The organism is Streptosporangium sp. NPDC049078, from assembly GCF_040648855.1.
Lineage (GTDB): Bacteria > Actinomycetota > Actinomycetes > Streptosporangiales > Streptosporangiaceae > Streptosporangium.
Genome location: NZ_JBEZEL010000001.1, coordinates 194041 through 209243, shown reverse-complemented (window position 1 = coordinate 209243; position 15203 = coordinate 194041). Strand labels below are relative to the sequence as shown.

Below are 15203 nucleotides of genomic sequence, written 5' to 3'. Positions count from 1 at the left end.
CGCCGGAAACCCGGTGCCCGCCCGGACGCGTGTCCGGCCGGGCCCGGCGTGCCCGGTGCGGGCGGGAAGTGGCACTACGCTCGGTTCGAATCATGACCATCGGCTGGCTGGACCGTACGCGCAGGCCCTCGGCGGGCAGGGTGCTCGCCGTGGTCTCCGTCGTGCCCGTGCTCGTCCTGGCGGGCTGGCTGCTGGCAGGGCTGCCGCTGCTGCTGCTCGGCTGGTTCCGGCCGCTCGTCGCGGTCCCGCTGGGGCTGGTGGCCATCGCGCTGCTGTGCCGGTACGGCCTGCGCCGCCTGCCGGAGATCGTCGAGGCGACCGCCTGGCAGGTGACCGGGGTGGTCGCCGTCGCCCTCGCCTCCGGGATCTTCAACGGCCTGCTCCACGGCGAGCAGCTGATCGTCCGTCGCGACCCCGCCACCTACGCGCAGTACGGCATCTGGCTGGCCAGGCACGGCTCGCTGCCGATCCCCTTCCAGGACTGGGCCTTCGGCGGCACCGACCCGGCGCTCCACTTCGACAGCGTGGGCTTCTACGTCTCCGGCGGCGCGGTCGTACCGCAGTTCATGCCGGGCGCGCCGATGCTGCACGTGGTGGGCGCCTGGCTGGGGGACATCGCGGGGTTGCTGCTGGTACCGCCGGTGCTGGGAGCGGCGGCCGTGCTCGTCCTCGCGGGGGTCGTCGCCCGGCTCGCCGGGGCTCGCTGGGCACCTCTCGCCGCGCTGGTCTTCGCCGTCTGCCTGCCGATCCTCTACACCTCGCGGACGACCTTCAGCGAGATCCCGTCCCTCGTCCTGCTCTTCGGCGGTCTCGCGCTGCTGTACGACGCCGAGGCGAGGCTCCGCTCCCACACCGTCGGCGCCGGCGCCCCGCCGCACATGCCCCTCACCCCCGCCCTCAGCCCCACCCCCACCCCCACCCCCGTCTCCGCCTCCGACCCCGTCTCCGCCCCCGACCTCGGCCTCGGCCTCGCCTCCGGCCTCAACCCCGGCCCCGGCCCCGGCGAGGGCATGGCGCGAACGGGCGCCGCCCTGGCGGGGCTGGTGTTCGGGCTGGCCATCCTGATCAGGATCGACGGGCTGCGCGACGTGCTCCCGGTGCTCGTCTACGCCGGGCTGCTCATCGCCCTGAGCCGGGCGGGGAACCGCGACGGGGGACGGCTGGGCATGCCGCTGCTCGGCGGGCTCGCGGTGGGGACCGGGCTGGGTCTGGCCGCCGCCTACCTGCTGTCCAGGCCGTACCTGAAATACCTGTCGGACTCGCTGATCCCGTTGCTCGCCGTCTGCGGCGCGGTCGTGGTCCTCACCGTGGTGGCGGCGGTGCTCGCCCCGTGGCTCGCGGCGCCGTTGCGGCGGATGGCCGGGATCGGGAGACTGCCCGAGATCGCCGCCGGACTGGTGGTGCTGGTCGCGGCGGCCTTCGCCGCCCGGCCGTGGCTGGAGACCGTGATCCGGCCCCCCGTCACCTCGGGCGACCGGATGACCGCGCAGTTCATCGAGGGGGTCCAGCGGGTCGAGCGCCTGCCGCTCGACGGTTCCCGGCTCTACTACGAGAACTCGGCGCACTGGGTGATCTGGTACGTCGGACTCCCCGTGGCGATCATGGCCACCCTCGCCGCGGCGGTGCTCGCGCGCAGGCTCGTCAGGGGGACGGCGCCCGGCTGGCTGCTGCCGCTCGCCGTGATCGGCTGGACCACGGTCACCACGCTCTACCGGCCGGGCATCACCCCCGACCACCCGTGGGCCGCCCGGCGGCTCGTCCCCGTCGTCATCCCCGGCCTGATCCTGCTCGCCGTCTGGGGCCTGGGCTGGACGCGTGACAGGGTGCGGAGGTCGGGGTACGGCCAGGGCGTGCGCAGGGGCCTCGTCGCGGTCGGCGCGGTCCTCTTCCTCGTCCCGCCGGTGATCACCTCGGGGGGGACGGCGTTCAGCCCGGTCGACCGCGACGAGCTCGCCGCGGTCGAGGCCATGTGCGCGGCCCTCCCGCCCCGAGCCTCGGTGCTCGTCGTCGAGCGCGTCACCGCCGCCCGCTTCACCCAGGTCGTCCGGGGCGTCTGCGGCCTTCCCGCAGCCAGGCTCACCATCTATCGCTCCGACCTTCCCAAGGCCGCCGACGTCGCCCGCCTGGCCGCCCGGGTCCGCTCCGTCGGCCGTACCCCGGTCCTGCTCGCCGCCGAGTCCCGCCAGCTCTCCCAATACGGCGCCCCCGTCCACATCATGAACCTCCGCACCCGCCAGGACGACCGTTCCCTCGTCACCCCGCCCAACGGCACCTGGTCCCTCGCCGCCGACGTCTGGATGGCCGTCCCGTGGGTGGACCCGAGAACCTGATCCGTCATCGAGACGATCAAGCGCTAGCAGTGCGCTGCTGCCGGAGCGGGGGAGACGACAGGACGGCTGTCACCCCACTCCGATCAGCAGGTGGCGAGCACGTCGATGGCGCGCACGGAGTCGGCCTTGAGGCTGATGGCCGTCGTCGCCGCTTTCACCGGGGCGCGGTCGCGCTGGTGCTCCACCAATGCGGCCATCTCCAGCCCGTGGTCGATGGCCACCGCCGCGGTGAACGATCGTGACCTGAGGATCCTGGTGAACAGTTTCTGGAACTCGGCGGCTCCTCGTGTCCTCAGTATCTCCCGGCGCTCACTTCGGCTGATCTCGGCATAGGCCCAGAGGTTCGAGTCGCTTCCATGCCCGTCCAGGCACTCGAAGAGGTAGTACTTCCGGTGCTGCTGGATGATTCCGGCGAGTGGAACGTCGTAGTGGTTCACGACTTTGTCGAGCTTCGCCGTGTCTGCCGGCAGCCATGGTTCAGCGCCGATTCGCAGATGGATCTGCTCACTCATCGCCGCTCTCCTTCCATATCGGCTCGCCGAAACATTCGTTGAAGCGGGCACTGTCATCATCAGTCCATTCCCGCTTCGCGTCCAGATTTTCGACAGAGACGTGAACCTGATTCCACTGGTTTGGAGTGTATTCGACGCGAAATTTGGCCTCACGGAGGCGTCCCGCTGTGGTGTGTCGAACCCCCTCACCTTTGCGGGCGACAGCTCGGCGGTTGGGGAAGTTGGCGACGGCCTCGTCCACCGGAAGCCGGCCCCGCATGAGTGAGACCGCGTTCTTGATGTGCGGTTTGACAGGGCGGTCCTTGAACGGCTTGCCTTTGACCGGCCTTTCCCGATCTCCGTATTCGGTGAGGACTTCGTCATCGGCGATCTTCTTGCGTCGCCCGAACCATCGCATGGTCGTGGATGGTAGAGCTTGATCGCATTAAACGTAATCGGGTCGATACTTTAAGTGATTAACGGTTGAGTTGCGGTGGAATCATCCTGTTGCTGCACGGTCGAAGCCATGGCCTGGAGTCGTCATCACTCTTACCGGTCGATGCTCTCCGGTTGACCAAGGGTCCCGCGCTCCCGCCCGCGTAGTCCGTACCGCGTCGCCGGCCGGGCCCACCGGCGGCGACCGTGCACGGGCGGGGGCGGTATGCGACCTCCGGGGCATCGGTTCCTCCTGCGGGGAGCCTCTCCGGCGATCCCGGCAGGGCTGTCCCGAGGGGGTGTCCCGGAAAGGCGATGTGCGCTCGGGGCCTGTCCGGGCAGAGTATCCTCGCCCGTCGAGAGCATGCCCGAGAGCCCGAGAGTGGATCAGCCGTGGACGCAACGCCGTACGTGACCATCGTCCTGCCGTGTTACAACGAGCAGGACCACGTCATCGCCGAGGTCGAGCGCATCTGCGAGGCGATGGACCACAGCGGATACACCTACGAACTCGTCGCCGTCGACGACTTCTCCACCGACGAGACCCTGGCGAGGCTGAAGGAGGCCGCGCCCAGGTTCCCGAACATGCGGATCAGGGCCTTCCACCGCAACGGCGGCTCCGGCACGGTGCGCAGGATCGGCACGCAGGAGGCGCGCGGCGAGATCGTCGTGTGGACCGACGCCGACATGACGTACCCGAACGAGCGGATCCCCGAGCTCGTCCAGATCCTGGAGAAGGACCCGACGATCGACCAGGTCGTGGGCGCGCGGACCAGCGAGGAGGGCTCGCACAAGTTTCTGCGGGTCCCGGCCAAGTGGTTCATCCGCAAGGTGGCCGAGCGGCTGGCCGGGCAGAAGATCCCCGACCTCAACAGCGGGCTGCGGGCGTTCCGCAAGTCGGTCGCCAAGCCCTATCTGCGGCTGCTGCCCCCCGGCTTCTCCTGCGTCACGACGATCACGCTGTCGTTCCTGTCGAACCAGCACGACGTCTACTACCTGCCGATCGGCTACAGCAAGCGGGCCGGCAAGTCCAAGTTCAGCTTCGTCTCCGACGCCTACCGCTACATCCTGCAGGTGCTGCGGATGGTGATGTACTTCAACCCGCTCAAGGTCCTCATGCCGCCCGCACTCTGGCTGGTCGGCATCGGCCTGGTCAAGGGCGTCGTCGACATCGTCCGCTACGGGTTCTACCTGACCAGCAACACCATCGTGATCTTCCTGTCCGGCCTGCTCATCGGCTCGCTGGCGCTGCTGGCCGACCTCATCGTGCGCTCCAGGAGCGAGTAGATGCGGATCGCCGTCATCGGGCCGACGTACCCCTACAAGGGCGGCGGGGCCGCGCACACCACCGAGCTGGCACACCGGCTGCGGGCCGCGGGGCACGACGTGGTGATCGAGTCGTGGCGGGCGCAGTACCCCTCCTTCCTGTATCCGGGGCGGCAGACCGTCGAGGTGCCCGACGGCGAGCCGTTCCCGAACGTCCTGCGCGACCTCGACTGGCGCCGTCCGGACGGCTGGGTCCGCGCCGGGCGGCGGCTCAGGAGCGCCGACCTCGTCGTCCTCGTCGTCCTCAGCCCGGTGCAGGTCCCGCCCTACCTGGGCATCCTGTACGGCCTGGACCGCAGGACCCGGGTCGTGGCGCTCTGCCACAACGTCCTGCCGCACGAACGCAAGCCGTACGACACGCCGCTGATGAAGGCGCTGCTGCGCCGGGTGGACACGGTGCTCGTCCACTCGGAGGGGCAGGCGGGCAAGGCCCGCGAGCTGGCGGCCACGCCGGTGCGGGTGGCCGAGATGGCGCCGCACCTCCCGTCGGGGGCCGACAGGCACGGCGGGCACAGCGGACACAGCGGACACAGGCCGGCCGAGGGCGTGCACGACAGGCTGCTGTTCTTCGGGCTCGTCAGGCCGTACAAGGGGCTTGACCTGCTGATCCGCGCGCTGCCCGACGGGGTGTCGCTGCGGGTCGCCGGGGAGTTCTGGGGCGGCCTTGAGGAGACGACCCGGGCGCTCGCCGCCGAGCTGGGGCTGGACGGGCGGGTGGAGCTGCGGCCGGGATACGTGGCCTCGGCCGACCTGCCGGGGCTGTTCGCGGACGTGGACGCGCTCGTCCTGCCCTACCGGAGCGGGACGGCGAGCCAGCAGGTGTGGCTCGGCCACGAGCACGGGGTGCCGGTCATCGCCAGCAGGGTGGGCACGCTCGGCGACCACGTCACCGACGGGGTGGACGGGCTGCTGGTCGAACCGGGCTCGGTGGAGGGCCTGCGTGCCGCGCTGACCGCGTTCTACCGGCCTGGTGAGCCCGAGCGGCTCCGCGCGGGGGTCAAGGCCGTCGACCCCGAGCCTTACTGGGCCTCCTACGTCGAGGCGCTGGTCTCGGACGCCGTTCCGGACGCGGTCTCGGAGGCGGCCCCGACTCCCGGCACGGAGGCCGGTCCTGACCCGAGCCCGGACGCGGTCCCGGTCCCCGAGCCGGATCCGGCTCCCGGCCCTGACCCGGTCTCGGCCCCGGCTGACGGCCCGGATCCGGAGCCCGGTCCGGTCTCGGAGGCGGGCCCGGGTTCCTCGCGCTGACCCCCGGGACGGGAGAGACGTCCCCACAGGAAGCCGATCCCGGCCCAGCTCAGGTCGGCGAGGGTGAACATCACCCTCGACACCACCGCGGCCACCAGCGCCCTGGGGGAGTCGAGCACCGGTGCCAGGGCGAGCACCAGCGCCCCCTCGCGGACGCCGATCCCGGCGGGGACGATCACCGTGACGATGCCCGTCGCCCAGGCGAGCGCGTAGGCGCCGACCGCCACCGGATAGAGGGAGTCGCCCCGGGCGCCCAGGTCGGCCATGGGGAGCAGCAGGTGGGCGCCGTACACCACCCAGCCGGTGACCGTGAGGGCGACCGCGAGGAGCACCGCCCCGCCGCTGAGCAGCCGGCCCTGGCCGAGGGGCTCCTGGCGGGCGATCCGCAGGGCCAGGTTGAGCCCGAACGTGAGCACGGCCGGGTGCAGGCAGACGGCGATCACCGGGATCAGCGCCAGCAGGTACCACGCCTGGGTCATGGTCTCGCGCAGGGTGACCGCCGCGACGAGGAGCGCGCAGCCCAGGGAGATCAGCAGGGCGAGGGAGACGGAGCCGAACATGCGCCGGGGCGGGACGTCGTGGTCGCGGCCGAGCTCCATCATCGCGGCGTACGCCCAGACGCTGCCCGGCACGTACTTGCCGAGCTGGCCGACGAAGAACACCCTCGCGGTGCTTCCGAGGGGGAGCGGCGAGCCCATCCCGGCCAGCACCGTCCGCCAGGCCAGCACCATGAAGCCGATCCCGGCCATCACCGAGAGGTAGGAGCCGCCGAGGGACCACCACGACAGCTGGGAGATCGCGGCCGTCGTCTCCTCGCGGTTCCTGACCAGGCCGTACCCGAGGAAGCCCACCGCGACCAGCGCGAGCAGCACCCGGAGGAGGCGGCTTGACCGCAGTCGGCTGAGCATCCGCCAAGGGTACGACGGCCTGCTTACCCGACGGTAGGGTCGCGGGTCACCGGTACTCTTGGGCGGCGTCGTGCGAAGTCGCGGAGTCGCGTGGAGGGGAAGAAGAGGAGCGGTGAGCGAGTGATGAGCGCCGAGCGGGTCGCCCAGCTTGAGTACTCCGAGTTCCAGGCGGCGATGCTGGACGAGGAGAAGCGCCGCAGGAAGGCCGCGAAGATCGTCGCTGTGCTCGGGCACTTCCTCGGCAGGGACACCGACGTCCTCGCCGGTCTGACGGTCGCCGACATCGGCTGTTCGGCGGGCTTCATCGCCGACGAGCTGGCCTCGGCGGGCGCGAGCCACACGTTCGGCGTCGACATCGACGTGCCGGGCCTGCGCAGGGCGTCCCAGAGGTTCGGCGAGCGGGTCGAGTTCGTGTGCGCGGACGGCACCGCGCTGCCCTTCCCCGACGGCTCGATCGACGTGCTGGTCTTCAACCACATCTACGAGCACGTGGTCGACCCTGACGCGATCATGGCCGAGATGCGCCGGGTGCTCTCCGAGGACGGCGTCCTCTACCTGGGGCTGGGCAACCGGCTCGGGGTGATGGAGCCGCACTACAAGCTGCCGTTCCTGTCCTATCTGCCGCCCGCGCTCGCCGACCGCTACGTGCGGCTCTTCGGCCGGGCCGACAGCTACTACGAGCGCTACCGCACCAGAAGGGGCCTGCGGAAGATGGTGCGCGGCCTGCGGGTGTGGGACTACACCTTCCCCGTGCTCGTCACCCCGGCCGCGTTCGCCGGGAACGAGCTCTTCCCCGGCGTGGTGGGACGGGTCGCGGGCGGGGTGCTGTCGCGGCTGCCCCGCCCGGTGCTGCGGGCGCTGCTGCCGGTGGTGCCCACCTACCTGTGGGTGGCGACCAGGGGCGACCGCCGCCCGGCCGGGGCCTCCCTGCGCCGGCCGCCCGAGCCGGTACGCCCCCTGTGAGCTCCTCGCGGGCCCGCCACATCTCCTTCCCGGGGCGTGCCGCCGCGGTGACCTCGGCGGGGCTCTGGTGACCGCGGGTGCCGGATCCGGCAGGTCCACCCTGAGGCGGGTGGCCCGCGTCGCGTTCCTGCTCGTCGCGCTCGGGTTCGGCGCGTGGGTGGTGGTGGACCAGTGGGAGGAGATCCGCGCGGGGTTCGCCCGGCTGTCGTGGACGTCCCTCGCGCTGTCGCTCGTCGCGGTGCTCGCCGCGCTGTGCGGCGGGATGATGACGTGGCGGGCGCTGCTGGCCGACCTGGGCTCGCCGCTGCCGCTGCGCGCGGGGGCGAAGGTCTTCTTCGTGGGCCAGCTGGGCAAGTACATTCCCGGATCGCTGTGGCCGGTGATCGCCCAGATGGAGATGGGCAAGGAGCTGGGAGTGCCCAGGTCGCGGAGCGCGGCGGCATTCTTCCTGACGCTGCCGGTGCAGCTCGGCAGCGGGCTCGTGGTCTCGGGGGTGACCCTGCTGGCGGCGATGCCGGGGGCCGCGGCGCCGTACGCGTGGGCGTTCCTGCTCATCCCGGTGCTCGCGGTGGCCTTCGAGCCGAGGGTGGTGAACGCGGTCCTCGGGTTCGGGTTGCGGAAGCTGGGGCGCGAGCCGCTGGAGCGCCCGCTCACCCGCGGGGGCATGCTCACCGCGCTGGGCTGGGCGCTGCTCGGCTGGATCGCGTACGGGCTGCACCTGGCGGCGATCGTCCACGACCTCGGGTCCTCCGGCCTTTCCGCGGTCCTGTTCTCGATCGGCGCGTTCGCGCTCTCGTGGTGTCTGGGGATCATGACGTTCGTCGTCCCGGCGGGGGCGGGGGTGCGCGAGGTGGCTATGGTGGCCGTGCTGGCGCCGGTCCTGGACCGGGGATCGGCGATCACGGTGGCGCTCTGCTCCCGGATCGTGATCATCCTCGGAGACCTTCTCTGCGCGGGTCTCGCCGGCCTGACCGCGCGCCGCGCCGAGGGATCCCGAAAGGACCGCGCTTCGGGAAAAGCAGTGTGATTTCCCCCACGGTTTCAGCGACTCTGGCAATAGAGTAAACAAGAGGAAGGGGACGGTCGTCCCGCTGTGGATCATGAGGGGGGCGATCCTTCTTGACGCCGAGAGTGCTCGTCGACGCGGCCGCGGTTCCGGCCGATCGCGGTGCGCTGATCAGGTATGTCGATGGGCTCGTCGCCGCACTGGACAGAGCGGGCGCTGATCTCGCGGTCGTCTGCCAGCGCGCCGACGCCGCCCGATACGCCGGGTTGGCACCCTCCGCGCGGATTGTGCCCGGGCCTCACGGGATCACCAACCGGGCCGCCCGCCTGACATGGGAGCAGACGGGTCTGCCGTTTCTGGCCCGGCAGGTCGGCGCCCAGGTCATCCACGCCCCTTACTACTCGATCCCGCTGAGTCCCGGCCTGCCCACCGTGGCGACCGTGCACGACCTCACCTGCTTCACCGAGCCCCTGCAGCACGACGCGGTCAAGGCGGCGTTCTTCCGGGCCGCGACCCGCACGGCGGTCCGGCACGCCGCCCGGGTGATCGTGCCCTCCAAGGCGACCAGGGACGAGCTGATCAGGATCCTCTCCGCCGACCCGACCCGCATCGACGTCGCCTACCACGGCGTCGATCCCGCGCTGTTCCACCCGCCGTCCGAGCGGGAGATCACCCACGCCTCCGACCGGCTCGGCCTGCACGGCACCCCGTACGTCGCCTTCCTCGGCCCGCTGGAGCCGCGCAAGAACGTGCCGAACCTGATCCGCGGCTTCGTGCGGGCCGTCGAGAACATCCCCGACCCGCCCGCCCTGGTGCTCGCGGGGGGCATCCGCGACGCCGAGGTGGACGCCGCGGTGGAGAAGGTCCCCTCGACCGTGCGGGTGCTGCGTCCGGGCTTCCTGTCGTTCTCCGACCTGTGCGGCTTTCTCGGCGGCGCGGTGGTCGCGGCCTTCCCCTCGCGGGGCGAGGGTTTCGGGCTGCCGGTGCTCGAGGCGATGGCCTGCGGCGCGCCGGTGCTCACCACCCACCGCACCTCGTTGCCCGAGGTGGGGGGCGACGCGGTCGCCTACACCGAGCCGGACGCCGAGAGCATCGCCGAGGCGCTGCGCACGCTGCTCTCCTCGCCCGAGCGCAGGGAGGCGCTGTCCGTCGCCGGGATCGCCCGCGCCAAGGAGTTCACCTGGGAGGCCTCGGCGGAGGCGCACCTGCTCTCCTATCAGCGCGCGATCGAGTAGTGGGTTAACCTCTCGGCATGATGGAGACCCCCTTGCCCGATCTAGAGGCGATTCTCCTTGTCGGTGGACGAGGGACACGCCTGCGTCCGATGACGCTCGGCACACCGAAACCCCTGTTGCCCACGGCAGGGGTGCCCTTCCTCGCCCACCAGCTCGCCAGGGCGAGGGCTTTCGGGGTGCGGCGCATCGTGTTCGCGACCTCCTACCGGGCGGAGATGTTCTCCGAGGCGTTCGGAGACGGCGAGGCGTTCGGCCTCGCGCTCGAATACATGACGGAGGAGGTCCCGCTCGGCACCGGCGGAGCCATCCGCAACGCCGCGGAGGCGCTCACCTGCGGTCCCGACGACCCGGTGCTCGTGCTCAACGGTGACATCCTGTCCGGTCACGACATCGGCGACCAGATCGCGACGCACGTGGCGAGGAGGGCCGCCGTCACCCTGCACCTGACCGAGGTGGAGGATCCCTCACGCTTCGGGTGCGTGCCCACCGACGAGGAAGGGCGGGTGACCGCCTTCCTGGAGAAGACCCCCAACCCGGTGACGAACCGGATCAACGCCGGATGTTACGTCTTCACCCGCTCGGTGATCGACACGATCCCCGAGGGCGAGGTCGTCTCGGTCGAGCGTGAGACCTTCCCCGGCCTGATCGAGGACGGCGCCCTGGTGCTCGGCTACGCCGACGCCTCCTACTGGCTCGACGTGGGCACGCCCGCGGCCTTCGTGAAGGGCTCCCGCGACCTGGTGCTCGGCCGTCTCGCCTCGCCCGCCCTGCCGGGACCCACCGGTGACTTCCTCGCCCTGCCCGGCGCCATGATCTCGCCGGAGGCGAAGGTCTCCGGCGGCTCCGTGATCGGCGCCCGCGCGATCGTGGAGTCGGGAGCGCAGATCGGCGGCAGTGTGCTCGGGGACGACTGCGTCGTTCACTCGGGCGCGGTCGTGGTCGACTCGGTGGTCGGCATCGGCGCGCGCGTCAACTCTGGAGCGGTCCTGAGGGACGTCGTCCTCGGCGACGGCGCCGTGGTCGGCTCGGGGAACGAACTGCTCGCGGGCAGCCGGGTCTGGCCCGGCGTCGTGCTTCCCGAGTTCGCGATCCGCTTCTCCAGCGACATCTGAGCGTCCGGGGCGCGTGGACCTTCGTGAGGGAACGCGAGTGGTGCCCGCCCTGGCCGGTCGACCTGGCGCTCTCACTCGACCCGCACCGGCGCGGGAGCGGCGACCCCACCCTGAGGTCGGTGCCCGGTGGGGCCTTCTGGCGGACCTCGCGCACGCCCGACGGGCCGGGGACGCTACGGGTGGCCCTCACGGGCGGCCGGGTGGCGGCCTCGGCGTGGGGGCCCGGGGCGGAGTGGATGCTGGAGACGCTCCCCGCGCTGCTGGGCGACGGTGACGACGTCTCGGGGTTCGTTCCCGGGCACGAGGTGCTGCGTGACGCGGCGAGACGCCATCCGGGGCTGAGGATCGGCAGGACCTCACGGGTGCTTGAGGCGCTGGTCCCGGCCGTGCTGGAGCAGAAGGTGGTGTCCACCGAGGCGCGGCGGGCGTGGCGGTGGCTGCTGGGCCGCTATGGCGAGCCCGCGCCGGGTCCCGCGCCCGAGGGGATGAGGGTCTTCCCGCCACCCGAGGTGTGGTGGTCGATTCCTTCGTGGGACTGGCACCGCGCGGGGGCGGAGGCGGTGCGGGCCCGGACGATCGCGAACGCCGCCCGGTACGCGGGGCGGCTGGAGGCGGTCGGGGGCAGCGCCGACGCGGATCGGCTGCTGAGGGCGCTGCCCGGGATCGGGGTGTGGACGTCCGCCGAGGTGCGCCAGCGCTCGCACGGTGACGCGGACGCGATCTCGGTGGGCGACTTCCACCTGCCCGCGCTGGTCGGCTGGTCGCTCAGCGGTGAGCGGGTGGACGACGCGCGGATGTTGCGGCTGCTCGCTCCCTACCGGGGGCACCGGCACCGGGTCAGCCGGCTGCTGGGGTTGGGCGGTGTGCGGCCACCCGCTCGCGGGCCGAGGATGCCCGTGCGCGACTACCGGTCGTTCTGAGCGCTCCCTCGGATGCCGGTGCGCGATCACCGGTCGTTCTGCGGGTTCCCTCGTCGGGGAAGGGTTCGCCGCGTTGCCAGTCGAGGCTGTCGCGCGTGTCGGCTCCGATCAGCGGGGCGAGGACGGCGACGGCGGCGAGGGCGAGGAGAAACCAGAGCATTGTCGGCTCCTGTCGGGTGAGGTCCGAGGGGGTCCCACGGAGGATCGGGGCGGGTTTCCCGCAGGGGCGGGGTTCCGGTTGATGCCTCTAATTTATGCATCTGCAAGTATTTACGTCTATCGAGACTTGCTTGACGACATGCTTTAGAAACACTGAAGTGTCCGGCCTTCGCCGTCGTCCGGTGCGGGTGGTGTTCCTGCGCCCGGACAGGGCCTTCGCCGAGGTCCGGCGTCCGGGCATTCGGGTGGGGCGGGCATCGGGCCCGGGGCCTGTGCCGGGAGTCCGTGGGCCGTGAGCGGGTACCCGCCGCCCCGCGTTCTCGTCTCGCGCCGTACTGTGCCGTCATGAGCGCTCACCCCACCGACAACGCGATGCGCCGGGCTCTGGCCAGGGCCCGCGACGGCAAAGCTCTCGACGTCACCGAAGCCACCGTCCTGCTGCACGCGCGGGACGAACATCTGGAGACCCTCCTCGACCACGCGGGGAGGGTGCGGGACGCCGGCCTTGAGGCGGTCGGCCGGCAAGGGATCATCACCTACAGCCGCAAGGTCTTCATCCCCCTGACACGCCTGTGCCGCGACCGCTGCGGTTACTGCACGTTCGCCACCGCCCCGCACAAGCTGGAAAGCATGTTCCTGAGCCCCGACGAGGTGCTGGAGATCGCGAGGCAGGGCGCGGCGATGGGGTGCAAGGAGGCGCTGTTCACCCTGGGCGACCGGCCGGAGGACCGCTGGCACCAGGCCCGTGAGTGGCTGGACGCGCACGGCTACGACGACACGCTGTCCTACGTCCGCGCGATGGCCGTGCGGGTGCTCGAGGAGACCGGGCTGCTGCCGCACCTGAACCCGGGCGTCATGACCTGGCGGGACCTGCAGCGGCTCAAGCCGGTCGCGCCCTCCATGGGCATGATGCTGGAGACGACCTCACGGCGGCTCTTCGAGGAGAAGGGGCAGGCGCACCACGGCTCGCCCGACAAGGATCCCGCCGTGCGGCTGCGCGTGCTGGAGGACGCCGGGCGGACGAACGTGCCGTTCACCAGCGGCATCCTCATCGGCATCGGGGAGACGGTCGCCGACCGCGCCGAGTCGCTGTTCGCGCTGCGCAGGGTGGCGCGTGAGTACGGCGGCATCCAGGAGATCATCGTCCAGAACTTCCGCGCCAAGCCGGACACCGCGATGCGCGGCATGCCGGACGCCGACCTGCAGGAGCTGGCCGCGACGATCGCGGTGACCCGGCTCGTGCTCGGACCGAAGATGAGGGTGCAGGCCCCGCCGAACCTCGTCGACTCCGAGTACGAGCTGATGATCAGGGCGGGCATCGACGACTGGGGCGGCGTCTCGCCGCTCACGCCCGACCACGTCAACCCCGAGCGGCCCTGGCCGCAGATCGACGACCTCGCCGCCCGTACGGCCGCGGCCGGGTTCGCGCTGCGCGAGCGGCTCACCATCTACCCCGAGTTCGTGCTGGCCGGGGAGCCCTGGCTCGACCCGAGGCTCAACGCGCACGTCGCAGCCCTGGCGGACCCCGAGACCGGGCTCGCCTGCGAGGACGCGGTCCTGACCGGCCGCCCCTGGCAGGAGCCCGACGGCGGTTTCGTCTCCCTGGGCCGCGTCGACCTGCACACGGCGGTCGACACCGAGGGGCGCGGCGCCGACCGCCGCGACGACTTCGACAGCGTGTACGGCGACTGGGAGGCGCTCAGGGAGCGTCTGCCCGCGGCCACCTCGGCCGTGCGGGGCGACGTGCGGGAGGCCCTGAACCGGGCCGAGAGCGACCCGGCGGGCCTGAGCGACGCCCAGGCGCTCGTCCTGCTGGACCTCGCGGGAGACCAGAACGGGGTGGGCGCCGACGACGCCGCGCTGGACGAGCTCTGCCGGATCGCCGACGGTCTGCGCAGGGAGGCCGTCGGCGACGAGGTCACCTACGTGGTGAACCGGAACATCAACTTCACCAACGTCTGCTACACCGGCTGCCGCTTCTGCGCCTTCGCGCAGCGCCGTACCGACGCCGACGCCTACACCCTCTCCCTGGAGCAGGTCGCCGACCGCGCCTGGGAGGGCTGGCAGGCCGGGGCGACCGAGGTGTGCATGCAGGGCGGCATCCACCCCGACATGCCCGGCACCGCGTACTTCGACATCGCGAGGGCGGTCAAGGCCAGGGTGCCGGAGATGCACGTCCACGCGTTCTCGCCGATGGAGGTGATCAACGGTGCCAGCCGTACCAACCTGTCCGTCGAGGACTGGCTGGTCGCCGCGAAGGAGGCGGGCGTCGACTCGCTCCCGGGCACCGCGGCGGAGATCCTCGACGACGACGTCCGCTGGGTGCTGACCAAGGGCAAGCTTCCCACCAGGGAGTGGGTCGAGGTCATCTCCACCGCGCACCGGGTCGGCATCCCGACGACCTCCACGATGATGTACGGCCACGTCGACAACCACGGGCACTGGGTGCGGCACATCCGGCTGATCCGCCGTATCCAGGAGGAGACCGGCGGGTTCACCGAGTTCGTGCCGTTGCCGTTCGTCCACCACAGCGCGCCCATCTACCTGGCGGGGATCGCCCGTCCGGGGCCGACGGCGCGGGAGAACCGGGCCGTGCACGCGCTGGCGCGCGTCCTGCTGCACGGCGCGATCGCCAATGTCCAGTGCTCGTGGGTGAAGCTCCAGGACGAGCTCTGCCGCGAGGTGCTGCTCGGCGGGGTCAACGATCTCGGCGGCACGCTGATGGAGGAGACGATCAGCAGGATGGCCGGGTCGGAGAACGGCTCCTTCAAGACCATCGGTGAGATCGAGGCGATGGTCGCCCCGACCGGGAGGCCGCTCCGGCAGCGGACCACCTCCTACGGCGTGCCGGACGCCGAGCGGGTGGCTGCGGCGAGGGCGAGTGACGGCGTCTGCCGCAGCGTCCGCCCCAACGCGCTTCCGCTGCTCTCCCTGGAGCCCTCGGCGAAGTCATAACAAGTTCTACGTCTGGCCGTCTTCGCGGAAGGTTCGTCGGCGCAATCGGCACTCCCTCTGTAGCCATATGTAGGGAGAGGTCCCGGTTTGTCGTCATCCGGCGGACACCGCGCGG

General features: G+C 71.5%; 11 protein-coding genes and 1 pseudogene. 9 read left to right on the top strand and 3 right to left on the bottom strand.

The genetic code is table 11. The features are described 5' to 3' along the window. The first annotated feature begins 92 nt into the window (after window positions 1-92). Window positions 93-2330 carry a hypothetical protein gene (locus AB0B90_RS00840; protein WP_362920100.1) on the top strand — a complete coding sequence of 746 codons (2238 nt, stop codon included), beginning with the start codon at window positions 93-95 and terminating at the stop codon, window positions 2328-2330. Window positions 2331-2413: 83 nt separating this feature from the next. Here AB0B90_RS00840 and AB0B90_RS00835 read toward each other — a convergent pair whose 3' ends face one another. Together AB0B90_RS00835 and AB0B90_RS00830 are read right to left on the bottom strand one after the other, a co-directional pair. Beyond that, window positions 2414-2842: a hypothetical protein gene (locus AB0B90_RS00835; protein WP_362920098.1), complete on the bottom strand. Its 429-nt coding sequence runs from the start codon at window positions 2840-2842 to the stop codon at window positions 2414-2416. Beyond that, entirely contained in the window at window positions 2835-3239 is a 405-nt protein-coding gene (locus AB0B90_RS00830; protein WP_350946462.1) for a hypothetical protein, read from the bottom strand. The genes AB0B90_RS00835 and AB0B90_RS00830 overlap by 8 nt, the downstream gene beginning before the upstream one ends. A gap of 410 nt (window positions 3240-3649) precedes the next feature. Here AB0B90_RS00830 and AB0B90_RS00825 point away from each other — a divergent pair, with 410 nt between their 5' ends. Both AB0B90_RS00825 and AB0B90_RS00820 read left to right on the top strand, forming a co-directional pair. Beyond that, window positions 3650-4543 carry a glycosyltransferase family 2 protein gene (locus AB0B90_RS00825; protein WP_350946463.1) on the top strand — a complete coding sequence of 298 codons (894 nt, stop codon included), beginning with the start codon at window positions 3650-3652 and terminating at the stop codon, window positions 4541-4543. After that, window positions 4544-5635 (top strand): annotated as a pseudogene (locus AB0B90_RS00820) (glycosyltransferase family 4 protein); the annotation flags it as partial. It lies immediately after the preceding gene. On the opposite strand, the gene AB0B90_RS00815 reads toward AB0B90_RS00820, so the two are convergent. Next, on the bottom strand, window positions 5614-6738 hold the full coding sequence (locus AB0B90_RS00815) for a lysylphosphatidylglycerol synthase transmembrane domain-containing protein (RefSeq protein ID WP_362920096.1): 1125 nt from the start codon (window positions 6736-6738) through the stop codon (window positions 5614-5616). The pseudogene AB0B90_RS00820 and the gene AB0B90_RS00815 overlap by 22 nt on opposite strands. A gap of 123 nt (window positions 6739-6861) precedes the next feature. On the opposite strand from AB0B90_RS00815, the gene AB0B90_RS00810 reads away from it, so the two are divergent. The 6 genes from AB0B90_RS00810 (at window position 6862) to AB0B90_RS00785 (ending at window position 15088) form a co-directional block, all read left to right on the top strand. Then, window positions 6862-7701: a class I SAM-dependent methyltransferase gene (locus AB0B90_RS00810; protein ID WP_362896384.1), complete on the top strand. Its 840-nt coding sequence runs from the start codon at window positions 6862-6864 to the stop codon at window positions 7699-7701. Window positions 7702-7810: 109 nt separating this feature from the next. Further along, a complete protein-coding gene (locus AB0B90_RS00805; protein WP_350946466.1) occupies window positions 7811-8728 on the top strand; it encodes a lysylphosphatidylglycerol synthase transmembrane domain-containing protein in 918 nt (305 codons plus the stop codon). A gap of 92 nt (window positions 8729-8820) precedes the next feature. After that, complete coding sequence (locus AB0B90_RS00800; protein ID WP_362896386.1) at window positions 8821-9942, top strand: glycosyltransferase family 1 protein; 1122 nt, start codon at window positions 8821-8823, stop codon at window positions 9940-9942. A 17-nt stretch (window positions 9943-9959) separates the two neighbouring features. Next, window positions 9960-11054 (top strand): NDP-sugar synthase, encoded by a 1095-nt coding sequence (locus AB0B90_RS00795; RefSeq protein WP_350946467.1) that lies wholly within the window; start codon window positions 9960-9962, stop codon window positions 11052-11054. A 23-nt stretch (window positions 11055-11077) separates the two neighbouring features. Continuing rightward, on the top strand, window positions 11078-11974 hold the full coding sequence (locus AB0B90_RS00790) for a DNA-3-methyladenine glycosylase 2 family protein (protein WP_350946468.1): 897 nt from the start codon (window positions 11078-11080) through the stop codon (window positions 11972-11974). Between the two features lie 504 nt (window positions 11975-12478). After that, entirely contained in the window at window positions 12479-15088 is a 2610-nt protein-coding gene (locus AB0B90_RS00785; RefSeq protein ID WP_362920093.1) for a bifunctional FO biosynthesis protein CofGH, read from the top strand. Window positions 15089-15203: the final 115 nt, after the last annotated feature.